Annotated in this window: 24 protein-coding genes; 9 read left to right on the top strand and 15 right to left on the bottom strand. The window is 41.0% G+C overall.

The annotated features are described in order from the left end of the window. The first annotated feature begins 122 nt into the window (after positions 1–122). From purH to VOI46_RS14700, 6 genes are all read left to right on the top strand, one after another. A complete protein-coding gene (purH, locus tag VOI46_RS14675) occupies positions 123–1,709 on the top strand; it encodes a bifunctional phosphoribosylaminoimidazolecarboxamide formyltransferase/IMP cyclohydrolase (protein WP_004588631.1) in 1,587 nt (528 codons plus the stop codon). 97 nt (positions 1,710–1,806) lie between these two features. Beyond that, complete coding sequence (locus tag VOI46_RS14680) at positions 1,807–2,628, top strand: class I SAM-dependent methyltransferase (protein ID WP_004588632.1); 822 nt, start codon at positions 1,807–1,809, stop codon at positions 2,626–2,628. A gap of 16 nt (positions 2,629–2,644) precedes the next feature. Beyond that, complete coding sequence (gene purD / locus VOI46_RS14685; protein WP_004588633.1) at positions 2,645–3,928, top strand: phosphoribosylamine--glycine ligase; 1,284 nt, start codon at positions 2,645–2,647, stop codon at positions 3,926–3,928. 374 nt (positions 3,929–4,302) lie between these two features. Continuing rightward, a complete protein-coding gene (locus tag VOI46_RS14690) occupies positions 4,303–6,843 on the top strand; it encodes an EAL domain-containing protein (RefSeq protein ID WP_324738085.1) in 2,541 nt (846 codons plus the stop codon). 28 nt (positions 6,844–6,871) lie between these two features. Then, positions 6,872–7,681, top strand: coding sequence for a DUF2797 domain-containing protein (locus VOI46_RS14695; protein WP_004588635.1), 810 nt, complete (start codon positions 6,872–6,874; stop codon positions 7,679–7,681). A gap of 2 nt (positions 7,682–7,683) precedes the next feature. Continuing rightward, positions 7,684–7,977, top strand: a complete 294-nt coding sequence (locus VOI46_RS14700; protein WP_004588636.1) for a hypothetical protein — start codon at positions 7,684–7,686, stop codon at positions 7,975–7,977. Between the two features lie 48 nt (positions 7,978–8,025). Here the strand turns inward: VOI46_RS14700 and VOI46_RS14705 are convergent, their stop codons facing one another. From VOI46_RS14705 to VOI46_RS14730, 6 genes are all read right to left on the bottom strand, one after another. Continuing rightward, positions 8,026–8,943, bottom strand: coding sequence for a histone deacetylase family protein (locus VOI46_RS14705; RefSeq protein WP_004588637.1), 918 nt, complete (start codon positions 8,941–8,943; stop codon positions 8,026–8,028). 77 nt (positions 8,944–9,020) lie between these two features. Further along, positions 9,021–10,562, bottom strand: coding sequence for a serine hydrolase (locus VOI46_RS14710; protein WP_004588638.1), 1,542 nt, complete (start codon positions 10,560–10,562; stop codon positions 9,021–9,023). Positions 10,563–10,573: 11 nt separating this feature from the next. Beyond that, the gene (locus tag VOI46_RS14715) at positions 10,574–11,068 is read right to left on the bottom strand and encodes a gamma-glutamylcyclotransferase family protein (RefSeq protein ID WP_004588639.1); all 495 of its coding nucleotides are present in this window, start codon (positions 11,066–11,068) and stop codon (positions 10,574–10,576) included. Between the two features lie 15 nt (positions 11,069–11,083). Beyond that, a complete protein-coding gene (locus tag VOI46_RS14720) occupies positions 11,084–11,710 on the bottom strand; it encodes a LysE family transporter (RefSeq protein WP_004588640.1) in 627 nt (208 codons plus the stop codon). 11 nt (positions 11,711–11,721) lie between these two features. Continuing rightward, the gene (locus VOI46_RS14725) at positions 11,722–12,495 is read right to left on the bottom strand and encodes a hypothetical protein (RefSeq protein WP_004588641.1); all 774 of its coding nucleotides are present in this window, start codon (positions 12,493–12,495) and stop codon (positions 11,722–11,724) included. Positions 12,496–12,504: 9 nt separating this feature from the next. Then, positions 12,505–12,987 carry a CreA family protein gene (locus tag VOI46_RS14730; RefSeq protein ID WP_004588642.1) on the bottom strand — a complete coding sequence of 161 codons (483 nt, stop codon included), beginning with the start codon at positions 12,985–12,987 and terminating at the stop codon, positions 12,505–12,507. Positions 12,988–13,155: 168 nt separating this feature from the next. On the opposite strand from VOI46_RS14730, the gene VOI46_RS14735 reads away from it, so the two are divergent. Beyond that, a complete protein-coding gene (locus VOI46_RS14735; protein WP_004588643.1) occupies positions 13,156–13,485 on the top strand; it encodes a 5-carboxymethyl-2-hydroxymuconate Delta-isomerase in 330 nt (109 codons plus the stop codon). Between the two features lie 112 nt (positions 13,486–13,597). Here VOI46_RS14735 and VOI46_RS14740 read toward each other — a convergent pair whose 3' ends face one another. Both VOI46_RS14740 and VOI46_RS14745 read right to left on the bottom strand, forming a co-directional pair. Further along, positions 13,598–15,478 carry a methyl-accepting chemotaxis protein gene (locus VOI46_RS14740; RefSeq protein ID WP_004588644.1) on the bottom strand — a complete coding sequence of 627 codons (1,881 nt, stop codon included), beginning with the start codon at positions 15,476–15,478 and terminating at the stop codon, positions 13,598–13,600. Between the two features lie 196 nt (positions 15,479–15,674). After that, on the bottom strand, positions 15,675–16,628 hold the full coding sequence (locus VOI46_RS14745) for a LysR family transcriptional regulator (protein ID WP_004588645.1): 954 nt from the start codon (positions 16,626–16,628) through the stop codon (positions 15,675–15,677). A gap of 144 nt (positions 16,629–16,772) precedes the next feature. On the opposite strand from VOI46_RS14745, the gene VOI46_RS14750 reads away from it, so the two are divergent. Next, positions 16,773–17,594 carry a DUF4437 domain-containing protein gene (locus tag VOI46_RS14750; protein WP_004588646.1) on the top strand — a complete coding sequence of 274 codons (822 nt, stop codon included), beginning with the start codon at positions 16,773–16,775 and terminating at the stop codon, positions 17,592–17,594. A gap of 73 nt (positions 17,595–17,667) precedes the next feature. Here VOI46_RS14750 and VOI46_RS14755 read toward each other — a convergent pair whose 3' ends face one another. Continuing rightward, on the bottom strand, positions 17,668–18,078 hold the full coding sequence (locus VOI46_RS14755; RefSeq protein ID WP_083901821.1) for an outer membrane beta-barrel protein: 411 nt from the start codon (positions 18,076–18,078) through the stop codon (positions 17,668–17,670). A 342-nt stretch (positions 18,079–18,420) separates the two neighbouring features. On the opposite strand from VOI46_RS14755, the gene VOI46_RS14760 reads away from it, so the two are divergent. Then, positions 18,421–19,578 carry a tyrosine-type recombinase/integrase gene (locus tag VOI46_RS14760; protein ID WP_004588648.1) on the top strand — a complete coding sequence of 386 codons (1,158 nt, stop codon included), beginning with the start codon at positions 18,421–18,423 and terminating at the stop codon, positions 19,576–19,578. Positions 19,579–19,876: 298 nt separating this feature from the next. Here VOI46_RS14760 and VOI46_RS14765 read toward each other — a convergent pair whose 3' ends face one another. From VOI46_RS14765 to VOI46_RS14790, 6 genes are all read right to left on the bottom strand, one after another. Continuing rightward, the gene (locus tag VOI46_RS14765) at positions 19,877–20,389 is read right to left on the bottom strand and encodes a GNAT family N-acetyltransferase (RefSeq protein ID WP_004588649.1); all 513 of its coding nucleotides are present in this window, start codon (positions 20,387–20,389) and stop codon (positions 19,877–19,879) included. Next, positions 20,358–20,669 carry a DUF1778 domain-containing protein gene (locus VOI46_RS14770; RefSeq protein ID WP_004588650.1) on the bottom strand — a complete coding sequence of 104 codons (312 nt, stop codon included), beginning with the start codon at positions 20,667–20,669 and terminating at the stop codon, positions 20,358–20,360. The genes VOI46_RS14765 and VOI46_RS14770 overlap by 32 nt, the downstream gene beginning before the upstream one ends. 527 nt (positions 20,670–21,196) lie before the next feature. Further along, positions 21,197–21,994, bottom strand: a complete 798-nt coding sequence (locus tag VOI46_RS14775; protein WP_004588651.1) for a replication initiator protein A — start codon at positions 21,992–21,994, stop codon at positions 21,197–21,199. Between the two features lie 8 nt (positions 21,995–22,002). Continuing rightward, complete coding sequence (locus VOI46_RS14780) at positions 22,003–22,203, bottom strand: helix-turn-helix domain-containing protein (protein ID WP_004588652.1); 201 nt, start codon at positions 22,201–22,203, stop codon at positions 22,003–22,005. A gap of 520 nt (positions 22,204–22,723) precedes the next feature. After that, positions 22,724–23,101, bottom strand: a complete 378-nt coding sequence (locus VOI46_RS14785) for a hypothetical protein (RefSeq protein ID WP_004588653.1) — start codon at positions 23,099–23,101, stop codon at positions 22,724–22,726. Between the two features lie 60 nt (positions 23,102–23,161). Beyond that, on the bottom strand, positions 23,162–23,371 hold the full coding sequence (locus VOI46_RS14790) for a hypothetical protein (protein WP_039972356.1): 210 nt from the start codon (positions 23,369–23,371) through the stop codon (positions 23,162–23,164). Positions 23,372–23,374: the final 3 nt, after the last annotated feature.

Below are 23,374 nucleotides of genomic sequence, written 5' to 3' on the forward strand. Positions count from 1 at the left end.
GATGTTGCAAAATGCTCACGCTTATTGGCGCTTATTGGCGCTTTATAAGTCGTTTTTTGAGTAGTAATCAGTTAAAATGCCCGCTTCTAAGCTAGCTCATTAACTGAGGAAATTAAACTACAATGGATACTCATCGTCCTATTCGTCGCGCACTATTAAGTGTGTCTGATAAAACCGGTATTGTTGAATTTGCCCGCGCACTAGAAGCGCAAGGTGTAGATATTTTATCAACTGGCGGTACCTGCAAACTCCTTGCTGATAACGGCATAAAAGTGACTGAAGTATCAGATCACACAGGTCATCCTGAAATCATGGATGGTCGCGTAAAAACCCTTCATCCTAAAATTCACGGCGGTATTTTAGCGCGTCGCGGACAAGATGAAAGCGTAATGGCAGATAACAACATCTCTGCTATCGATATTGTTGTAGTTAACTTATACCCCTTTGCGAATACTGTCGCTCAAGAAAACTGCAGCCTTGAAGATGCTATTGAAAACATTGATATTGGCGGACCTACCATGGTTCGTGCAGCCGCTAAAAACCACAAAGACGTCACCATCGTGGTAAACGCAAACGATTACGAGCGCGTTATTAGCGAAATGCAAAGCAACAATGGCTCAACAACATACAAAACACGTTTTGATTTAGCCATTGCCGCGTATGAGCACACAGCTCAGTACGATGGCATGATTGCTAACTACTTTGGCAAAATGGTACCTGATTACACTGAAGAAGCCGCTGAAGAGACTAAATTCCCACGCACTATCAATATGCAATTCACTAAAAAGCAAGATATGCGTTACGGTGAAAACTCACATCAAGATGCTGCTTTTTATGTTGAAAACAACGTAAGCGAAGCGTCTGTTGCAACAGCTACTCAACTACAAGGTAAAGCCCTGTCGTTTAATAACATTGCAGATACCGACGCAGCACTTGAGTGTGTTAAAGAATTTGATGTACCTGCATGTGTTATTGTTAAACACGCAAACCCGTGTGGCGTTTCAATTGGCGAAGATATTCTTAGTGCTTACGACCGCGCCTTTAAAACAGATCCAACCTCAGCGTTTGGTGGCATTATTGCCTTTAACCGCGAGCTTGACGCTGCAACAGCACAAGCCATTGTTGAGCGTCAATTTGTTGAAGTAATTATTGCTCCTAGCGTTTCAAGCGAAGCAGCAAAAATTGTTGAAGCGAAAAAGAACGTACGCTTATTAGCGTGTGGTCAATGGAGTGGCAAAGCAACTGGCCACGATATTAAACGCGTTAACGGCGGTGTTTTAGTACAAGACCGCGACCTAGGCATGGTTACCCAAGGCGATTTAAAAGTCGTGTCTAAGCGCCAACCTTCTGAGCAAGAACTTAAAGATTTACTATTTTGCTGGAAAGTAGCTAAGTTTGTTAAATCAAATGCGATTGTATATGCCCGCGACGGTATGACCATTGGCGTAGGCGCAGGCCAAATGAGCCGTGTTTACTCAGCTAAAATAGCGGGTATTAAAGCCGCTGATGAAAATCTAGAAGTACCTGGCTCTGTGATGGCATCAGATGCGTTTTTCCCATTCCGTGATGGTATAGACGCAGCAGCAGCCGCTGGTATTACCGCGGTTATTCAACCGGGTGGTTCAATGCGCGATGAAGAAGTTATCGCCGCCGCTGACGAAGCTGGCATGGCGATGGTATTTACCGGCATGCGCCACTTCCGCCACTAATCACACAAAGGGTTAAACACAACGTTTAGCCCTTTTTGTTTGCAATCAATTCACGTATTCTGGTTCAACACCTATATAAAATGTTAAGGAACAAACGATGAAATTTGCACTAAAGTCACTACTTGTTGCCTCGCTTACGCTGACCTCAACAATGGCACTTAGCCATAACCATGAGTCAAGCCTTAGCCATGCTATTCAATCAAACGAGCGTAGCGCTAAAAATAGCGCCCGCGATGAATACCGTCACCCAGAGCAAACACTGGCATTTTTTGGTTTTAAACCAACAATGACCGTGGTTGAAATTGCCCCAGGCGGTGGTTGGTACAGCGAGATTTTAGCCCCAGCACTTAAAGAGCAAGGCTTATATTACGCAGCGCATTTTCCGAGTGATTCATCGGTAGGTTACTACCAGCGCTCTTTAGCTGGCTTTAAGAAAAAAGTGGCCGAAGATAAGCGTTTTAGCAAAGTAAAAATTTCTGAGTTTGCCCCATTAACGCACACTGATATTGCCCCAGCCGGCACTGCCGATATGGTATTAACCTTTCGCAATGTACATAACTGGTACATGGGTAAAGACACTAAAGGCGCACTCAGTGCATTTAAGTCTTTTTATAAAGCGTTAAAACCAGGTGGCGTATTAGGTGTAGTTGAACATCGCTTAGATGAAAGCCGACCTGATGAGGATCAAAAATCAACCGGCTACATGAAGCAAAGTTACGTGGTCGATTTAGCTAAAAAAGCTGGATTTGAATTAGTTGCAAGCAGTGAGATTAACGCCAATCCAAAAGATACAGCCGATCACCCTAAAGGGGTGTGGACGCTACCACCTAGCTTACGCCTTGGCGAACAAGACGCTGATAAATACAAAGCTATTGGTGAAAGCGACCGTATGACGCTGAAATTTAAAAAACCGCTTTAAATAGGAATATTTCGCCATGAATGTATTAGTCATTGGCAGCGGCGGCCGAGAACACGCACTTGCGTTTAAGGCCGCTCAAAACACGAAAGTAAACACTGTATTTGTAGCACCGGGTAATGCCGGTACTGCACTTGAGCCAAAACTAGAAAACGTTGCAATTAACGTTGAAGACCTAGATGGCCTATTAAGCTTTGCACAACAAAACAATGTAGAACTTACGATTGTTGGCCCTGAAGTACCGCTTGTATTAGGCGTAGTAGATAAGTTCCGTGAACACGGTCTCGCTATTTTTGGTCCAACAGCCGGTGCAGCGCAGCTAGAAGGCTCTAAGTCGTTTACTAAAGACTTTTTAGCTCGCCATGCCATCCCAACCGCTGATTACCAAACGTTTGAACAAATTGACCCTGCCCTTACTTATTTAAAAGAAAAAGGCGCGCCAATTGTAATAAAAGCAGATGGCCTAGCAGCTGGTAAAGGCGTTATTGTGGCAATGGATGAACGCGAAGCTGAAGATGCTATTCGCGATATGCTTGCCGGTAATGCTTTTGGCGAGGCTGGCAGCCGCGTCGTGATCGAAGAGTTTTTAGAAGGCGAAGAAGCCTCTTTTATTGTTATGGTTGATGGTAAAAACATTTTGCCATTTGCAACAAGCCAAGATCATAAGCGTGCATATAATGGCGATGAAGGTCCAAATACTGGCGGCATGGGCGCATACTCACCGGCACCTGTAGTAACCGACGAGATCCACCAGCGCATTATGAACGAAGTCATCGTTCCTACCGTTGAGGGTATGGCAAGCGAAGGCCATCCTTACACTGGCTTTTTATACGCAGGCTTAATGATTGATGCTCAAGGCACGCCTAAAGTAATTGAGTACAACTGTCGTTTTGGTGACCCAGAAACGCAACCTATGATGCTTCGTCTTAAATCAGACTTAGTTGAACTAGTTGAAGCGGCAAACCGCGAAGAACTTGATAAAACAACCATTGAGTTTGACCCGCGCGCAGCAGTAGGTGTTGTACTTGCTGCTAAAGGCTACCCAGGTGATTACCCTAAAGGTGATGCAATATCAGGCCTTAAAGTTAACTACCCTGCTGATGAAAAAGTATTTCATGCGGGTACTAAGCAAGATGGCGAAAACGTTGTCACCGCAGGTGGACGTGTATTATGTGCAACGGCACTCGGCAATACCGTTACCGAGGCACAGCAACGTGCATACGATCTTGTAAAACAAATTAGCTGGGAAGGTATGGAGTACCGCACCGATATTGCTTACAGAGCGATTGCCCGAGAGCAGTAGCCTGTAACTAAATTATTGGTTTAACTTAGGGCCTGTTTATCTTTCGAGATTAAATTTGCAGCAGTGTGTTTGGTATTTAGGCAAGGCAGAGCCTATGTAGTGTGGTTATTCCCCATAAATAGGCGATAACGCAGTATAAATACCAAACACGCGCTGCACGAAGGTTCGTCCTAGGGACGATTAACTCTTTGTTGCTCGGTTTTTACTTAGCCCACTAGGTTACAAACCTCGCGCCACGATTAAATCGTCCCTAGTTAGAACAAATTTTAATCCTGAAGGATAAGCAGGCCCTAAAAATTTAACTAAAAAAGCGCAGTTTATATGCGCTTTTTTAGTGCTACACTAATTAAAAGATTTATTACAAGTATACAACGTTGGAAACGAAAACTTTACGTTATCATGCCGCGGCCATAGCCATACTGATTTTCATATTTTATATTATTAGCACACTCGCTTCTAACCTGGTTGTGCCGACTCGCTATACCATCGATAAAACCACGCCTGTATATTTAGACTTTGCCTACTACATAGATGAAAGTAAATCTCACACACTCAACGATATTATTTTAAATCCCGAGCTAATCACCCACCAGCCGTTAACCGATATTCAATGGAGCTTTAAGCAGCAAAACTATTGGCTATTTATAGACCTTGAAAATAAAAGTTTGGATGCTCAAGACATTGTTGCCCATTTCGATAACCCGATGGTTGATCACCTCAGCGTGTATCGGTTAAACAAAAGAAATGAGCTTATAGAAAGCTATAAATTAGGTGATAAAGTAAAGTCTCTTACGCTTTTTCAATATAGCGTACCGCATATACGTTTTGCACTTGAGAGTAAAACAACAGAGCGCTTAGCCATAAAAATAGATACGACGGGGATCAGCAAAACCCCGGTTAATTTGTATCGCCATAAAGAATTTGTTGATTTAGTTCGCTCGCAAACCGGCATTTGGGGCATATTTGCCGGCGTGTTATTAATGGCTGCTCTGTATAATTTAGTGCTTTATTTAGGGATTAAAGACCGCGTTTATTTAGTTTATATAGGCTATATAATTAGTGCGCTGTGTTTAATGGGCATTGTAATGGGCTTTGGCTTTTACTTGTGGCCCCTAGAGTGGCAATTGTACTTACACGAAAAAGTGATTTTTTCAAACTACGCAATGGCCTTTTTTACGCTCGCCTTTTGCACCATGTTTTTGCGCTACCACAAGGACAAATGCTGGCGCTATAAAATGAGTAAAGCGCTACTTATTTTAATATTTTTATTATCAATCACCACTTTATTTATACCCGAGTACATTGCAGCACCCATCTTTTTTTGTGTATTAAGCTTGTTATATATTACGTGTATTATTTTAATTTATAACAAACTACGCACGGGCTTTAGGTGGGCGAAGTTTTACGTTTTTTCGTGGGTTCCCCTCATTGTTGGCGCGGCAATACAGCCATTAGAATTAACGGGCTATTTGGATTATAGCTTTGCGATTCGTCACGCGTTTTTAGTGGCTATATTGTGTGAAGTTATTTTAATGGCTATGGCACTTGCCGATAGAGTGCGCTACCAGCGCGAGCGTGCGCTTTATCATGCTACACATACTCAGCAAACTAAATTACTTAACAGTGCCAAATTAAAACAAGCGTTTATGAGCTTACAAGCACAGGGGCGAAATACCACCTTGTGTTTAATTAAAATTCGCCATTTTAACTCGCTCAATACCATTATTACCCCATCGCAGGGCTACACTTTAATAAAGCACGTGGCTAAACAAATAGAGTTAGAGCTTAGCCATGAGCGCGAATTTACCAACCTCGATACAGATTTTAATAACAGCCCCCGCTTAGCCGACTTAGGCAGCGGGGTATTTGCCTGCATATCTACTAAAAACCAAAACCAGGAGTCACTTGAAGAGGCCTTAATTAAAGTTATAAATAGCCTGCCCAAACAATACGAAATTCAAGGCTTAAACTTACAACTTACCTATAACATAGGGATTAGTAGCGCAGCCCACAGTGACGACTTTGAATACTGGACAAAACGGGGTTACTTGGCACTTAAAAAAGCTAAAAGTAATAACGATTTAGTAGTAAGCGCCTCTAACGGCAGTAATATATTAATGGATGTGGCATTGGCCGCTAAATTACAAAAAGCAATTAAAAACAACCAACTAGCGTTGTATTATCAGCCTCAAATAGGGCTAAACTTTAATCAAGTATGTGGCGCCGAAGCGCTGCTACGTTGGCCCGACCCGGCTTTTAAAGGCGTATCGATAGAAGAGCTGATCACCCTTGCTGAGCACACAGGTATTATTAACGAGCTTACCTTATGGGTTATTGAGCAAGCCTGTAAAGATATCGTCAAACTAACCGAGCAAGGCTATAACGATCACCCAATTAGCGTAAATTTAAGTGCTAAAAATCTGTCGATTAAAAACCTAGCCGAAAAAGTCGAAAACATTCTTATAAAATACCAAGTTCCGGCGCAGCTTCTTAAGTTTGAATTAACGGAGTCAGCATTAGTCGAAAGCCACGAAGCGCTTATTTCATTGGTTAATGAGCTTTCTGATTTAGGGGTGCGCGTGGTCCTTGATGACTTTGGCACTGGCTATTCATCGCTAAGTTATTTGGTTAATTACCGCTTTACGGAGCTTAAAGTAGATAAATCGTTTGTATTTGATTTAACGAATAACACCGCCAATAAAGTGATTGTGCAAACCGCTATAGATATGGCACATAACCTAGGGCTATCTATAACCATGGAAGGCATAGAGACCCAAGATGTGCACCACTTATTGAAAGAAATGGGCGCCGACAGAGCACAAGGTTACCTATACGCTAAGCCAATTCCTCTAGATGACTATTTGTATTTCTTAAAAAGCCAATACAGTTTAAAGATGTTAAACTCCACGTTTTAATATCAACATCTTTAGGGGCCAAGTAAAGATGCAAGGCACTTTGCGTAAATTAAAATCGAGCTTAACAGAGCCGGTTCAATATCATCTTCCTGTGGGCGGCAACCTAGTCGACCTAAACGCACTCATTGGTAAAGAGTTAACGCTGACGTTTAGCGGTACCATTTTATGCTCAAACTGTGGCAAAAAAACCAAAAAGAGTTACTCGCAAGGCCACTGTTTTGTGTGTATGCGCAAGCTTGCTAGCTGCGATATGTGCATTATGAAACCAGAAACCTGCCATTACGATAAAGGCACTTGCCGCGAGCCGCAATGGGGCGAAGAAAACTGCATGATCCCGCATTATGTGTATTTAGCCAACACCTCTGGGCTTAAAGTAGGCATTACTCGCCATACGCAAATACCGACACGTTGGGTTGATCAAGGCGCCACTCAAGCACTGCCTATTTTTAAAGTGCAAACACGTTTGCAATCAGGCTTAGTTGAGGTGGCATTGGCCGAGTTTATTGCCGATAAAACCAATTGGCGTAACATGCTAAAGGGCCAAAACGAAGCCATTGACCTTAAAGCCGCCGCGGCAGAGCTGATCCCGCAAATTAGCGATAAATTAAACGAGCTAAGCGAGTTATTTGGTGCCACAGCCATAGAGCAACTTGATGAAGACGTGGTTGATTTAAACTTTCCGGTAACAGAGTACCCCACTAAAATTAGCTCGTTTAATTTTGATAAAAACCCAGTAGTAAGCGGCGTGCTGCAAGGTATAAAAGGTCAGTACTTAATTTTTGATACTGGCGTTATTAATGTGCGTAAATTTACCTCATACGAGGTAACAGTAGGGTAACTATGCTAAACAGCTTTCCACAGTTATTAATTGTTTATAATGAGCTTGAAATAGCGCACGATAAACAAGAACAAGAAGCGTGTTTGCACAGCGTTACGCAAAGTGAGCTTAGTAATGTGCGCGTGTTGAACAAGCAAGGTGAGTACGTTGACCTGCAAGGCGCTGCATGCGCCCCTCTTTCACAGGAGCAGCTAGCGCAACTGGTCACCACTTATTTATTAAATGAAGGGCAATGCTGCCTTGGCAAAATTAAAACCCTTAATACCAAGCAGGCGTTTGATTTACTGGGTTTATAACTCTTAGTTATACCAATTCGCTTAATTAAGTATTATTGCGGATTGGTATTAGTACTCACTAAGCACTTTTATATGCGCTACAGCACTTCTTCCTAATGCTGATAGCGCATAGCCCCCTTCTAGGTAAGATATAACACCTTTGCAGCCACTCTCTTTTGCAACGTCGCATAATTGCTCTGTAAGCCAGCTGTAGTCATCTTCTACAAACTTTAAACTTGCCATGTCATCTTCTAGGTGGGCATCAAACCCTGCACTGATAAATAGCAACTCTGGCTTAAAGGCTTTTAATTTTGGCAACCATTGGGTATTAAACACTTCTTTTAAATCATCGCCACTACTGGCAATTGGCAAAGGAGAATTAACTATGTGGCTGTTATTTTTTACAGCTGTGTTTGGGTAAAATGGGTATTGAAATAACGAACAAAGTAATATGTTTTCATCGTTTATAAATATGTCTTGGGTGCCATTACCATGGTGTACGTCAAAATCAGCAATTGCTATACGTTTAATGCCTTTACTTTGGGCATACTTAACCGCTATAGCTAAGTTATTAAATACACAAAACCCAGAAGAAGCGTGTGCATTGGCATGATGCCCTGGCGGGCGTACAGCGCAAAACGCCGCATCGAGTTTATCTGCGAGTATTTCATCTACAGCCAACAACCCTGCTCCTACGGCGCGCTCTACCGCTTTAAATGAATCAGGGCAAAGCCAGGTGTCGCCATCAAGGTTATGCAGCCCCTGCTGAGGAACTAAGCGCTCCACAAGGTTAACTAATGACTCATCATGGGCTAATAAGTAATGCTCACGCTGCGCTTTAGGCGCTTGTAGATGCGTTAAGCCAATATCTACCCCACTTGCCAAAAGTCTATCTGCAATAGCGTCTAGGCGCTCTGGGCACTCAGGATGATCGTCAATCATTTTATGTTTACGGCAATGAGGGTGTGAAATAACTGCAGTACGCATAAACGCTCCTTTAATGTGAGTGCTTAATATAACAAAGCCACCTTACGGTGGCTTTGCGACTTTGGTGTATAGCATCACTACTTAGCTTTTAAATTAAGGTTTCTAAAATCAAAACTAAAGTCTGTTACCGCTGTTGATACCGCGCGCATTTTTGCGCTATTAACACGGTTGTTTGCGCCCATATCAAAACGAATAAACGCATCGGCCTCCAGTAGCTTTTCATCCCACTTAACAATAAACGTATTACCCGTGTAATGCTCAAGCGTGCCTTTTAAGCGTTTGGTATGGGTAAAATCAATACGTAGTTTGCCATCGAGTTGCTCAATAATTACATCGCCGTACCAATCGTCATGTAACGTGCCGGTGTAATTTATATTAGGTAACTGTGGCTGGTAATCTGCTGGGGTGTCGGGTTTTGCATTGGCGTAGGCTTTTTGTTTACTCGCAAAATGTTTTTTAGCCAACTCTTCAACCCAGTCTTTATCTTCAAGCTCAAGGGCATCTTCAAGCACTTCGTGGGTTACTGCCGAAAGTGCACTAAATGCTTGCTGATTAGATAAAATAACAATGCCAAGTTTTTTCTCAGGCAATAATGTAACTTGCGACACCATACCTAAAATGCCCCCGCCGTGGCCTAGCTTTTTAAAGCCGTGGTAATCTTCAATGCTCCAACCTAGCCCATAGCCTCTAAATTGCTGATGATAGGCCTCATACGCACTTTTAGAAGCCATAGAGGTAATATGCGGATGCCACATTTGCGCTTGCTGTTTTTCACTAAATAGTTGCTCGCCGCTTGGCATTTTTCCGCCAGCTAACTGCGTTAGTAACCATTGGCTCATATCGTTTACGCTTGATGCAATAGCCCCTGCGCCTCTAAAATCTTCTAGGTAGTTAACAAAAAAAGGATTGAGCTTGCCATCCATTGGTATGTGGCCAATTGCCCAGTTTTTATTGCTTTTTGGAATACGCGAAAAGCCCGCGCGAGAGTTATCCATATGCAAAGGCTGTAATATATTTTTTTCGATGTAATCATTCCAGCTCATACCTGATACACGTGCCACCACTTCGCCTGCGGTTACAAACATTAAGTTGTTATAGGCATACTGGCTGCGAAAGCTGCTGGCTGGCTTTAAATACTGTAGGCCGGCTAAAATAGCCTCTATAGATTTATCAGTACTTGGCCAAATCATTAAATCGCCCTGCCCAAGCCCTAAGCCACTGCGATGGCTTAATAAATCACGAACACGCATTTCGCGGGTGACGTAGGAGTCGTACAACCTAAACTCAGGTAAGTGGTCAATTACCCTGTCATCCCAACTTAACTTACCTTCATCAACCAACTTAGCCAGCGCTGCACTGGTAAACGCTTTTGTGTTTGAGGCAATACCAAAAAGTGTGTCTTTGTTCACTTTTGCATTTGTATTGAGGTTGCTTGTCCCAAACCCTCTAGCAAATACAACTTTATCGTCTTGCACAACCGCTACCGCCATACCCGGTACGTCAAAGCGTGCCATTGAGGTGTTAATAACCTCTTCTAAGTCCGTGGTATTAATTTGTGCCCAACTATTAAAAGTGGCACTGGCAAGCAACGCTAAACTGGCTAATTTGGTGAGTTTCATGATTATCCTTATTATTTTTGGTGCACTGCAAATTCAATATCAGCACGCTCTTTATTTGTATCGGGCTTATGCGGCCGATTAAGTATTGCATCACTGTATTCTTTTGGTACGCCAGCCTCAAGTGCGCCGCGATGAACGTGCTGAATATACCAGTCGTATGGCAGTACATCGTTATCGTGGGTGTTAGCAATATAGCAATGGGCCTCTATTTGCTCCCCATTTAACAAAGTGGGCTTAATAGCAACGCAATCGTAGCCTGGGCCTTCTATGGTATCTAAAATTGCTTTTTCGGCTTCATCAAGTTCATAGACCACGCCATATACCAAGGCGTTTTTGTCATCACTTTTTTGAATACTGCACTTGCCCGAGCCATCTTTAAATAGCATATTAAACGTAAGCTCGTAGCCTTTTAGTACAGCTGTGCCAACTCGCTTTGCTTTTGGTAAACGCGCAAGCAAGCGGTTAGAGGACATATTCGATCCAAACGAAAAATTATAAATAGGCATGACTTCTCCCTAGAGTTAAATTACTACACGAATGGCTAAAGCAATTAAAATAACACCTATACCCCGGTCAAACCAATAGCCGCTTTTTTGAAAAAACGCCCGTACACTGGGTTTTGACAACACTAAAGAAAGCATAGAGAACCACACCCACGTTGCCAGAGCCATATAAACCCCATACACAATTTGCACGCTAGTTGGTGTAGTTACACTAATAACTAAGGTAAATAACGACATAAAAAAGAGAGTGGCTTTAGGATTAAGCGCGTTGGTTAAAAAGCCGCGCCTAAATGCATGCCATACGCTTTCTTGTGGGGTAGTTTTGTTTTCTATGTTGTCTGTTTTATTTACCGGTGGTTTGGCAGCCCTCAATGCTTGTACGCCTAAATAGGCTAAATACGCCCCCGCAACGTACTTTAATGTCATAAATAAATTAGGCGATTGCGTTAAAATTAGCGCAACCCCTAATACGCAATATCCTACGTGTAATAAAATAGCAGCGCCCACGCCAGCGCTTGTCCATAGGGCGTTACGCCTGCCCTGCTGTATACTTTGTTTGAGCACCACGGCAAAGTCGGGGCCAGGGCTGGCTACTGCAAAAAAGTGGGCGATGGCAATCAGTAAAAATTCGTCTAAGTAGTTCACAAGTATCCGGTTTAAGTTGGTGCATAGGCAAGCAATAGCGGATTAGCAGAATTATCAACTAATGCTTTGATCTCTTTTTGGGCTTTTTTAAATTGGCTGCGCAAATGTGGCTTTAAATGTTTTTTAGAGTCATGATCGTTTTTAAAATAACTAATCAGCGCGTGCATAAATACGGTATGAGTTTCACTGAGCTTCGCTTCACGATTAGCATAAGGGTTATAGCACGAGCCACACCCGCCTTTAAATTGATACACAGTGTTGCTCATCATTACCCCAAACCCTAAAAAACAGGCCAGCGCATCTGCCGCTTGTGGCAAGTAGTCTTTACCGCCTGGCGGTAACACCCCAACATGATGAATTAATACAGTAGCCAGCGTGCCGGCAAAGCTTGCCACTAAATCTTGCGGCTGATTAATTTGATTAGGGTTAAATGAGATATTAATCGTATGGCTTGGCGGTACAATAAGTTGGCTTTGCTCTCCGCGTAAGTGTTCAGCAAATTCAAAATGCGGAAATACTTGCGGCTGTAACTGTTGTGGCGCAACTAATTGTATTGGCCACGCACTCATACCTGCGTAATCACGTACTCGTACAAATACCTTAGTGGCCATTTCCTCAATACTCGATACCGAATCAGGAAAATGCGCCACCGTTGGCAATATTATTTGCGTGTGCTTGGTAAAAAATGCGGCATCAAAGTACTCTACCGCCCAAATAAAGGTATCAATTAGCCACTGCTGCTCGGCTTGTTCTAGCAGCGGCTTTGATTTAAATAACGCTAACATAGTGTGCTCTTATTTTTGTTCAAGTGCCCAGTTCCAAGCTTGTGTATTGTATAAAGGCACAGTTGAAAGTGCGTGGTGGTGGCTGCCGCTCGACTCTTTAGTCGAGTACGATAAGTACAGTAATGTGCGGTTTTGTGCATCGTAAATACGGCGTACTTTTAGCGATTTAAATAAAATACTTTTTGATGACTTAAACACCACTTCGCCCGACTTACTGCGATCTATTGCTTGTAACATATCGGCTGTAATTGGCCCTGTTTGGCGACACGCAATAGACATATCAGAGGGATCTGAAAAATCTAAGTCGGCCTCAATATGGCTAATATGGCACGTAACCCCTTTTACTAGTGGGTCTTGCTGCGAATTTACCACTACATCTTTAGTAGTAAACAGCCCTAAGCTCACCGATGCAACATCATCTGAGCAGGCACTTAAGGTAACCACTGCACTTAATAGCACAGCTAAACGTTTAAAGCGGTGTGGTAATTTCATATTAATCCTTAATTTTGCTTTATAAGCGAAGGTTCACGTGACTGTTTTTATACTACCATCAAAAATTAATACAACTAAATTTAGGCCATTGAGGGGTTAGCGCACAGTTCAGGCTTTGGTACAATTATACGTACGCCCACGTAGTAACTCATAATAGGAAACGCGTAAATGCCGCACATTATTATTGAACACTCTGAAGATCTTCCTGTATTACCGCAAGTACTTGTTGAAAAAGTGCACAACGCGACTTTTCAAAGTGGTTTGTTTGACTTAGAAACCATTAAAACCCGCGCTATTGCTTATCAGCAATACCAGCTAGGTGAAGGAAAAGAAGGGTTTATTCATATTGCGGCGCATATCATGGCCGGGCGCTCTATTGAACAAAAACAGATGTTAAGCGAGAGCTTGCTTGAGTGCTTAAAAACTTATTGCCGAGATTCTGACAGCTTAAGCGTTAATATTTACGACATTCAACACGAAATTTACCGTAAAAATTAACCCGTTTAAAAACGCGTTGTTATTAACCTAAACTTTGGATAATAAACCTCTTAACCAAAGCTTAGATTAACTAAGTTACAACGCGTTTTTTAGCTTAATGTTGTCACTTTTTTTAAAGCGTAAACTTACCCAGTAAGTCTTTTAATATATTCGACTCTTCATTTAACCCATTGCATAGCTGCTCTGAGGTTTTCATATTTTGTTTTGTTTGCTCAGCAGAATCAGAAATCATCACCACATTTTGACTAATTTCTGAGGTAGCCAACGTTTGCTCGCGGGTGGCTGTTGCCACTGAGCTATTTAGCTCACTTAGCGTAACAATTTCTTGAGATATACCCGTTAAGGTACTCCCCGTTACTTTTAAACGTTCGGCGTTTTCTAGGGTATTTTTACTGCCAAGCTCTATAGCCGACACCGTACTTGAAGCCTTAGAATTTAACGTGTCTATCATTTCGTTAATTTGCTCGGTCGACTCTGCAGTACGCATAGCAAGGGTTCTTACTTCATCGGCTACAACGGCAAAACCACGACCGTGTTCGCCTGCCCGCGCGGCTTCTATGGCAGCATTGAGCGCCAGTAAGTTAGTTTGCTCCGATATTGCTTTAATAACATCAAGCACCTGCGTAATTGACTTTATCTCTCCTGAAAGCTCAGTTACCGAGGCAACCGAGGTAGCCATGGCGTTTTCTAGCTGCTCCATTTGCTTTATCGTGCTATTTACAAACTCCACCCCTTTATGAGTCGCTTCTTCTGTTAAAGTCGCAATGTCAGAGGCGTTACTGGCACTGTTTGAAATGTCTTGTACGGTTACTTCCATTTCGTTAACGGCTGCCGCCACCGTTTGCGTGCTAGATGATTGTACCTCGGCCAAGTTGGCCGCGCCTTGTACTTGTACTAACACATTTTCTGAAATGCTTTTAACATGGTTTGCTGAGTCCGACACTTGCTTAAACATGCCATGTAGCTGCTCTAAAAATAAATTAAAGTTAGCGGCAAGCTCTGATATTTCGTTGTTATCGTTAGTAGGCAGCCTTACGGTTAAATCGCCATCTTTTTTAGTTAACGCGCTCACTGCAGCAGTTATGTTTTCAATGGGTTTAAATATTTGCGACACTAAAACTCTGGCCAAGGCAAAGCCAATAATGGCAATGATCACACCAAATAATAAATTGCTATTAATGGCACTATTTATTGGCCCGTATAACTGCTGCTCGGGCACTTCTGCCACTAAATGCCAACCTAATGATTCAATAGGCGTACTCGACACAACATAATCTTCGCCTGCCATTGTTTTACTAATAATGGCACCATTTTTTATATCGTTAATATTAATTTTTTGACCCATTTTACTTCTGTCACTGTGAAGCATTACCTCACCTTCATCAGAGACCAAATACACCACACCGGCTTCGCCAATACGGTATTCGTTAATTAAGTTGATCATAGAATCGAGCGAGCGCCCTACGCCAGTAATGGCGGTACGCTCACCATTAATTTGCAGTGCATAGTTAATAAAAACCACCATGCTATTTGTGGTTTTATCTATATCCAGTGCTATTTCAAAGGGTCTGTTAGAGGATAGAAACTGATCAAACCATACATCTTCGCTTCTATCTATCTGTCTAGATATGCCAATATCGGTGTAATAGTTGTTGGTATTTTTGGAAATTATATACGCAATAACTGCGTTGTTATCTTTTTTAATACTGGCTAAATAATTAATATAATCGGCTCTTGCTTGCTCACTCTCACCGTTGCTTAGCCACTGTTTAACAAAGCTGTTTTGCGCAATTTCTTTGGCAACAATTATAGGAGTGGCAAGTTCGAGTTCAATTTTGCTTTTTACTTCACTCAATGCGGTGGGTAGATCAACCTTTGCGAGCTTTTCATCGGTATGATTTTGAATACTATTTGAAAATAAAAATGTAGAAACCGCTAACGGCACAACAATAGCCAAAATAAGACTAATATAAACTTTTTGTTTAAGTAACATACAATACCTGTAAATGGATAAAGGACTTAACTAACACTTGCTTAGAATAAATATAGGATCAGCTGAGCAATAAGCCCAATAATTAGAAAAAATAGAACATAAAAGAAGAGCGTGTATTTTAATTTAATCCACCACAGGAAAGCGAATTAAATTTTAAAGGCGCAAGGCTAGCAACACTAACCTCGCGTAAGGTGCACTAGGGTGAATCGGGCCACTCTTGCTCGTTAATTATCCCTTGCGCAATCAGGTTTTTTCTTAATTGGCTAATAGTGTGTTTTAACTCATCACGAATAAGCCTAATGGCAGGCGTTATAAGCTGGCGGCTAGGTAGTACTAACCACATTTCAGTGAGGGGGATTTTGTAATCAGGCATTAGCCTTTTTAGCCTGCCCGCTAATAAATCTTCAGCTACATCAATGGCCGATTTTTTGGCAATCCCGGTGCCATCAACACACCAACACCTTACTATATCGCCATCGTTAACGGCGCGGTCGCTGCTCATTTTAACCTTGTATTTTTGGTTATCGTTATACAGCTCCCACCCATCATGCACTACCTCGTAGAGCTTATATAAAAGGGCATTATGATTCAGTAGGTCATCTGGCGTTAACGGCTCACCGTGCTTTTTAATGTAATCAGGCGAGGCGCATAGCACGTGTGCTATGTTACAAATTTTAAAGCCGTATAAATTTAGCTCCTGTGCGGCTTCTTTAGTTAAGGCGCGCAGCGCAACATCAATTCCATCACGGTAAAAATCAGCGCGGCTGTCGCTTGCTTGTAAGCGCAGCGTCACTTCGCTGTGTTTATCCATAATATTATTTAGTAATACCCGCATAAGGTTGCGCCCCATTTCCGATGACACTGCTATTCGCACTTCACCACTAATAGATTGCTGTTCCTCATGAATAAGCACTTGCCCTTGTTGCAATAAATCGAGTGCCTGCTGACACAGAGGTAAATACCGTTCCCCTTCAGGCGTGAGGCGTATTTGCCTTGTTGTGCGCACAAATATTTGTGCCCCAAGCGACTGCTCTATACGCTTTAACGAGACACTTGCAGCCGATGAGCTCATATCTAATTGATTTGCAGCAGCTGTAATTGATTGCAGCTCAGCCACTTTGAGTAATACTTGTAAATCAGCTATTTTCATCAAACCCTCTTATTGCATAAACCAGCATGCGTAACTATAACGTTATTATCCACGTTTTTGCGAAAGTGTATTTAACTTATGCCCATTTATTGACTGAATTTTAAGCCGTACTATAGCGCTATACCAACTTAACGGAGCTTTTAAATGAAATTTTTACTAAACGCATCAACTCTTGCACTGGTTGCAACACTCATATCAACGCCAGCCTCTGCAGAGCAAAGCGCATCAAAAGTTGTTGCTGCAAGCAATATTAACTGGGGTTACTTAAACCCGCTACGTGGTGATAAAAGCCCTGGCGCTGCAGATTTATGGGGAAACCGCACAACCGACACTGCAACAGGCATGTTAGTACGCTTTAAAAAAGGCTTTGAATCTCCGCCGCACATTCACAACATTACCTACCGCGGTATCGTTATTGAAGGGCAAATGCATAATGACGACCCAACAGCCGAAAAAATGTGGATGCCAGCGGGTTCGTTTTGGACACAACCAGCAGGTGAAAACCACACCACTGCAGCCAATGCTGAAACAAATTTAATTTACTTAGAAATCGACTCAGGGCCGTACTTAGTTAAACCAACTAATGCCCAGTTTGATAATGGTGAGCGCCCGTTAAACCTACATGCAGACAACATAGTATGGTTAAACAGCAGCGATTTAAACGACATTAACGCCCAAGGCGTGCAAACAGCCTACTTTTGGGGAAGTACAGCCGACATGAACGGCTCAATGATTAAACTTCCTGCCGGCTTTAAAGGTGAAATAAAAACAGATGCAAGCGAATTTCGTGCTGTTGTTATAGCCGGCGCCGTTGAGTACAACTCAAGCGAGCAAGATAAAGCGCAAAACCTAAGCGCAGGCAGCTATGTAGAATCAACCGGTAACTTTACCCACACGATTGAGAACACTAGCGACAAAACAGCCACTATTTACATTCGTACTAACAGTAAGTACCAAGTAAATTAGAAACTACTTATAAAAAGTAAATGGCATAAAAAAAGCGCACTGTTTAGTGCGCTTATTTTTTATTTATTAATACTTAAAAGCTATAACGAGCAGTTAAGCTAACTAAATCTAGATCGTCCAATGAGGTGTAATTAGCCCCAAGTGAAACGTTGTTATTAATGTAGTAACGTGCGCCCACACTGAAAGATGTTTCACTCTCATCTGCAATATCGACATTGCCTACTCGGCCATCTAGCTCAATATTATCACTTACCATAGAGCGAACACCTACAGATAGACTATAGCCATTTTCGTCATTCGAAGCACTACTTCCACGATACGATGCCTCTAGCTCTACGTTTTCGTAAGTTGCTAAACCATAAAAGTCAGTGTTCGCGCCAATAGCTGTGCGATAACCTATTCCAGCACTAAGCCAGTTTAAGTCGACATCAACACCATCGTCTGAATTACCCAGAGTTTGGTATTGGCCAGATAGGAAAATGATTGAAGCTGGCTTTTAAATAATAGAGACGGTATAGGCACGTAAACAACTAACCTAAATGCTGTATAAAAAAAGTACTGTAGAAAATATTTTGTATTGGCTATAACTATTTAAAAATTGGAAAGCTTTGAAAAGTGGTGGCCCCTCCCAGACTCGAACTGGGGACCTAACGATTATGAGTTGCAAAACAAGGACTTACTACGAGTTACTTTTTGATATAACTATTTACTAATTTTCATAGCTATATCATAGGGTTATTGAATAAAACCTACCTCTGATGCATAAATCATTATGTATTTCAGAACGTTAAATTTTACGTTCAAAGTAGCACAGAGGTAGCACCATATGTCAGACACAAAATTTCGCTTCACAGAATTGTCGCTTGAAAAGATCGAATCAAACGGTAAACGCACTCGCTATTATGACAGCCTATTGTCAGGACTTATTTTAGATGTGAGCGTAGCTGGTAAAAAATCATTTAGAGTTTATAAAAAAATACCAGGAAGAGACACCCCTATTAATGTCACCCTTGGGTACTTTCCATCAATTACACTTGATGATGCAAGGCGGATGGCTCGTAAAGTAATGGCAGATATTGCTGAAGGTATTAACCCTAACGACCTTAAGCGCCAATTTAGAGCAGCTTCTATTACCCTTAAAGAAGCCTTTGATTCATACATCGAATCTAGAAATCTTAAACCTATAACTGAAAGAGGGTATCTGCAAAAAATAGATTGCTATCTATCAGATTGGCATAACAAACGTCTAGCCAATATTAATCAAACAATGATTTTAAAACGCCAACGAGAAATAACATCTAGAAGCCCTGCTCAGGCAAATTATACCATGCGCCTAATGCGTGCTTTATTTAACTTTGCTAAAGCTGAATACAAGTCTTCGGAAGGTCGCTCATTATTTCCAGAGAACCCTGTAGATGCACTTTCTGAAAAACGAAGCTGGAATAATGTAAAGCGTAAAACAACAAGACTACGTCGTTCACAACTAAAACCATTCATAGACGCATTATATGAAGTTAGAAATGAAGCTGCTAAATATCGTCAAAATAGTCGTGTCGGTTTTTGTGATTATCTAGAATTTTTAACCTTTTCAGGCCTAAGAAGATCTGAACTACTGCAACTCCCATGGTCACAAGTACACCTTGAAGATAGGATATTCATTTTAGAAGATACAAAAAACGGCTTGGACGTTGAGTTTCCAATTACAGATCGATTAGCTGAGATATTTAATCGACGAAAAGAATATAAAGTATCTGACTATGTGTTTGGGACAAACAGTAAAAAGGGCTACCTCACTGATCCTAAAAAAACGTTGAAACATGTATGCCAAATTGCAGGGGTAAAAATCACTTCGCATGATTTGCGCCGCACATTTACATCAATGGCTGAGAGTAGCGGAGTATCAGGATACCTCCTGAAACGCCTTCTAAACCATATTACAGACAAAAGTGATGTAACTTGCAGGCTATTTAATCTTAACCGCTGAGGAGCTTAAAGAGCCAGCAGAAAAAGTAACAGAAACGATAGCCAAATATGCGGGGCTTATCAGTCCCTGTTACAACTTGGGATTAACAGATATTAAGCTGCAGCTAGAGAGTTTAAGCAAGGAGCAAAAAATAGAACTAGTAAGTACGTTATTGAGATGATGCCTGCGAACTGCTCTGCTTGAATTATAATTTGCAGCTTCATAAAAGCTGCAAATAGATATCAAATTACTTTCTAGATACCTGCTTAATTTAGCAACTATCAATACGAGTACGTAAACTAAATCTAATTATTTTCAACTAAATTAAGTCAGCACGGTTCAAAAGCAACTCACTATCTTTCATCGTAAGAAACAACCTATAAGGCTCGTCAGGAAAAGCAATGAATCCATATTTCTCATAAAACTCTTTTGCTTTATCATCTTTAGCATCTACAACTAGCATGGGGGTAGGGACTGAAAGAGAGGCAATATATGAATTGCGGATAGCGTCTATCAACAGGAACTCACCATGCCCTTGCCCTTGATGCTGAAGGTCTATTGCGAGCCTGCCTAAAAGAGAGCAATTTAAATTGCCTTTTGGAAGCTTCTTGACCATTTCCGGAGGTAAAGATGATTGGTCAATACTCATCATAGCTAAGGTATAAAAGCCGATGATTTTTGAAGGTACTTTTCCATCTGAAAGAACAAATGTTCTTGCAAGATGTTTTTTTTCGTGTTGCCCTGAGATTTTTTTCAGGTAATTATTTAGCGGTTGAACACCGCAGTCAAATGACTTTTTATCATGTTCGGTGGTAATTTTCTCTATTTTCATTATTCTTACGAGCCTTATATTTCATGGCTGCTTGTAAGAGCTTATCATTAACATTCGCAGGTTTGTCTAACGCTTCAAATAATGCGTTTGCATTTGCTTCACTCAGCTGTAATACATTCGTATAATTCACAACTCGCTGAGCCTCTGAAATAGCTACATTAGTCAAAAAACTATTAAGACTTGTTGCACCAGATAATAATGCTGCTCTTTCCAGCAACTCTCTATTTTCTATTGTAACTCGAGCAGTAATACGCTCGGTCGCCATATTTTGAGTTTTCATATTTGATCCTCTATTCCCCTCCAGAATTAAATTCTTAGAGAGTGGCCTTATAAAGGCCTAGTTCCAAAAATCTTATCGAGCTTCCTTTGTTTATAAAATAGGACAGCTGCAACTAAGTTCGATTGGGCCAATAACAAGTAATTAAAACTTTACTTGTATTCTTACATTATAAAGTGATTCCACCTTGCTGTCAATAGCGGTGCCATTTTGGCACCAAGCTTAAGTTTTTATTTTGACTAACCAACTTTAAAAGTCGAATATTATAATTTTAGAGGTTATAACTGATAATCAGAATTAAGCGGTATAAATTTAGGGGTTATAATATCAGAGCTATAAAATACGTTTATTTATATATTTAAAATACGTTTCGCTATCCCACCCGTTTAAAACTTAAAATTTACACTAAATACAAAACTTTAAAAGAGGAATGAAATTCAAAAGTACGACTCAGAAAAACTAAAAGTACGATAATTTGGATCAAAAGTACGATACTATCCAAAATTAAAAGTACTACGCTTATCTGGCTTTTACCCTTTTCGTAAACGTTCAATTTCAAACTTTGCAAGCTGTCTTCTCCCACTTTCATTATCGCGAAAAATGAGTACGTTATCGCTCTCAACCCTAAGTCGATAATCTAAAATTTTTTTAAGTTTTTCGATACGGTTCTTTAAGGCTGATAGCGGTAGTCTTACACCGATTCTTTCTCGTAAATTATCTAACTTGATAACTTGCTTAGAAGGTCTACCACAGCGCTTCCGGCAAACTTCATAAAGTCTGCGATCAAATGGTTTGGATAATTGAAAGTAATCTTCATGTAATGTTAAGACATCATTGTCATCAACCGTCTCAATGAGCCAATCGGGCAGTGTTACTTGCCAACAACTTAAACCACTATCTTCGATTAACTTAAAACCTTCGATGAGGCCCATACTTTCCAAAAACCTTCGACCATTAAACTTATAATCAGTAGTGATTAAAGTCCCTGCGAGCCGATATAAAGCCTTTTCAACAAGTTTGTACTCTTTTCCTGATGTTCCTCTCCCAGTAGCCTTTAGGAGATCATAGGTGTTGAAGCGAACCGTGTTACTGAGCTCTAACTTAGCATTTTTTGCAGCCATGATATGGCTCAAGCAATAAATGAGTACTTCCTTGTCTTTGATGGTTGCTCGACCCTGGACGCTTGGAACGATTTTTATTGATACACCTTTATATGAGAAATCTAATGTACCTTTAGACTTTCCGTCTAATGCAAACACAGGCCACACCATTGAAAACATATCTGATTTCAAATTGACATGAGTCATTTTGCACTCGAAATACGCCATAACTAGCGTTACTTGTTTCTTGGTTGAGAAGCTAACCAGTTATGAAAGTCTTCAACAGGGAAGAGTAATCGAGCGCCAATTTTAATATGTGGCGGTAATGGATAATTACCACAGCCTTGTTTGTTCTTAGAGATTTGATTAAAAAGGGCTTGTTTGCTGATAAAAAGTAAGTCGGCTACTTCTTCTGAACGATAAAATATCTTTTCCATTATAATTGACCTCAAAGCGTAAGCGTTGAGCTCAATTATTAGCTCAACACATTATTAATTAGTTGAGCGACAATGGTAATTAGGTGATCAGATATTTGTCCTTGAAAAGCTAGGGGAACTTTCAGGGGGTTTTTGATGTTTTAGGGACAAAGTGAAATGGTTTAGTAAACGAAAAAGAATAACTTTATGATTTTTATCTATATTATTTTTTTAAAAGTGGGGATTGGCTAGTGAAAATGCCTACAAAAAAATTTTCTTGATAATCTTTTTAAGTAGGCTTTTGGAAAGGTCTACGCAATATCACTTACATTTAAGATAAAACAAAGTAGCGAAGAAGATCACTAGACTTAGAATCAAAGCGCAACCAGCGAGTACAGGAGCCATGTTTAAATTCTGCCTTCTTTTATTGCTGTGAAAAGATCATTTTTCAGCTTGTCATAGCGTCGAGTAGCGCGAATCGTTAACACCATTAAAATCCACATTTGAAACCATTCGTATGATGTCATAACTGCAATCTCTGCTAATGCTTTGCACTTGAGTATAGAAAAGATCTTTCCCAATTACATAAAGCAATAATCCACTCACTTATATTTTGTTGCTTCTGCTCATTACAGCCCATGAAGGGAAAAGTTATTTTTTTGCTTCGAGACTTAAAATGACTGAAAGGCTCTAATCTAATATCCCAAACCTCACCCATTTCATTTGTTACATCGAAAGCCAGCGCTTTTTGAGAAATCAGAGCAAAAAAGATTTCCTGCTCTGTCTGCACTTCTTTCTCAAATGATAGCCCTAATGGTTCACATTCCGCTTCGATACCAGCTAAGCGGCTTTGAAACTCAGCTACTACAGGGATGAAAGGCCTTAGCTCAACATTTTTATATAGCTCTAAAAGTAGCATTACATTGCTCCTTAAAATTAGGCATGCCTAATTTTGAACACTGCCCTATTCTTGAAGTGATTAGTAATAGGTGTCGTAAAGCTCTCCACGTGATTGTGCATCTTCAGCTTCTTCACGCGACATAAATTCACCATCAGCGATAATATTGCCCATACCATCATTCAATTGATCTAGTTGCTCGTCTTCTTTCGACGGCTGCTCATCGCTTATAAATATACTTACCAGCAAGTAGATAGCCCCGACCAGTACACACACAAACGTTTCAAGCATATT

This window comes from Pseudoalteromonas sp. CuT4-3, assembly GCF_035666335.1.
GTDB lineage: Bacteria > Pseudomonadota > Gammaproteobacteria > Enterobacterales > Alteromonadaceae > Pseudoalteromonas > Pseudoalteromonas atlantica.

Excerpts from the sequence above, each read along its gene's own strand:
- purH (WP_004588631.1), top strand. The coding sequence starts at position 123 with ATGGATACTCATCGTCCTATTCGTCGCGCACTATTAAGTGTGTCTGAT.
- VOI46_RS14680 (WP_004588632.1), top strand. The coding sequence starts at position 1,807 with ATGAAATTTGCACTAAAGTCACTACTTGTTGCCTCGCTTACGCTGACC.
- purD (WP_004588633.1), top strand. The coding sequence starts at position 2,645 with ATGAATGTATTAGTCATTGGCAGCGGCGGCCGAGAACACGCACTTGCG.
- VOI46_RS14695 (WP_004588635.1), top strand. The coding sequence starts at position 6,872 with ATGCAAGGCACTTTGCGTAAATTAAAATCGAGCTTAACAGAGCCGGTT.
- VOI46_RS14700 (WP_004588636.1), top strand. The coding sequence starts at position 7,684 with ATGCTAAACAGCTTTCCACAGTTATTAATTGTTTATAATGAGCTTGAA.
- VOI46_RS14705 (WP_004588637.1), bottom strand. The coding sequence starts at position 8,943 with ATGCGTACTGCAGTTATTTCACACCCTCATTGCCGTAAACATAAAATG.
- VOI46_RS14710 (WP_004588638.1), bottom strand. The coding sequence starts at position 10,562 with ATGAAACTCACCAAATTAGCCAGTTTAGCGTTGCTTGCCAGTGCCACT.
- VOI46_RS14715 (WP_004588639.1), bottom strand. The coding sequence starts at position 11,068 with ATGCCTATTTATAATTTTTCGTTTGGATCGAATATGTCCTCTAACCGC.
- VOI46_RS14725 (WP_004588641.1), bottom strand. The coding sequence starts at position 12,495 with ATGTTAGCGTTATTTAAATCAAAGCCGCTGCTAGAACAAGCCGAGCAG.
- VOI46_RS14730 (WP_004588642.1), bottom strand. The coding sequence starts at position 12,987 with ATGAAATTACCACACCGCTTTAAACGTTTAGCTGTGCTATTAAGTGCA.
- VOI46_RS14735 (WP_004588643.1), top strand. The coding sequence starts at position 13,156 with ATGCCGCACATTATTATTGAACACTCTGAAGATCTTCCTGTATTACCG.
- VOI46_RS14740 (WP_004588644.1), bottom strand. The coding sequence starts at position 15,478 with ATGTTACTTAAACAAAAAGTTTATATTAGTCTTATTTTGGCTATTGTT.
- VOI46_RS14745 (WP_004588645.1), bottom strand. The coding sequence starts at position 16,628 with ATGAAAATAGCTGATTTACAAGTATTACTCAAAGTGGCTGAGCTGCAA.
- VOI46_RS14750 (WP_004588646.1), top strand. The coding sequence starts at position 16,773 with ATGAAATTTTTACTAAACGCATCAACTCTTGCACTGGTTGCAACACTC.
- VOI46_RS14760 (WP_004588648.1), top strand. The coding sequence starts at position 18,421 with ATGTCAGACACAAAATTTCGCTTCACAGAATTGTCGCTTGAAAAGATC.
- VOI46_RS14765 (WP_004588649.1), bottom strand. The coding sequence starts at position 20,389 with ATGAAAATAGAGAAAATTACCACCGAACATGATAAAAAGTCATTTGAC.
- VOI46_RS14770 (WP_004588650.1), bottom strand. The coding sequence starts at position 20,669 with ATGAAAACTCAAAATATGGCGACCGAGCGTATTACTGCTCGAGTTACA.
- VOI46_RS14775 (WP_004588651.1), bottom strand. The coding sequence starts at position 21,994 with ATGGCGTATTTCGAGTGCAAAATGACTCATGTCAATTTGAAATCAGAT.
- VOI46_RS14780 (WP_004588652.1), bottom strand. The coding sequence starts at position 22,203 with ATGGAAAAGATATTTTATCGTTCAGAAGAAGTAGCCGACTTACTTTTT.
- VOI46_RS14785 (WP_004588653.1), bottom strand. The coding sequence starts at position 23,101 with ATGCTACTTTTAGAGCTATATAAAAATGTTGAGCTAAGGCCTTTCATC.
- VOI46_RS14790 (WP_039972356.1), bottom strand. The coding sequence starts at position 23,371 with ATGCTTGAAACGTTTGTGTGTGTACTGGTCGGGGCTATCTACTTGCTG.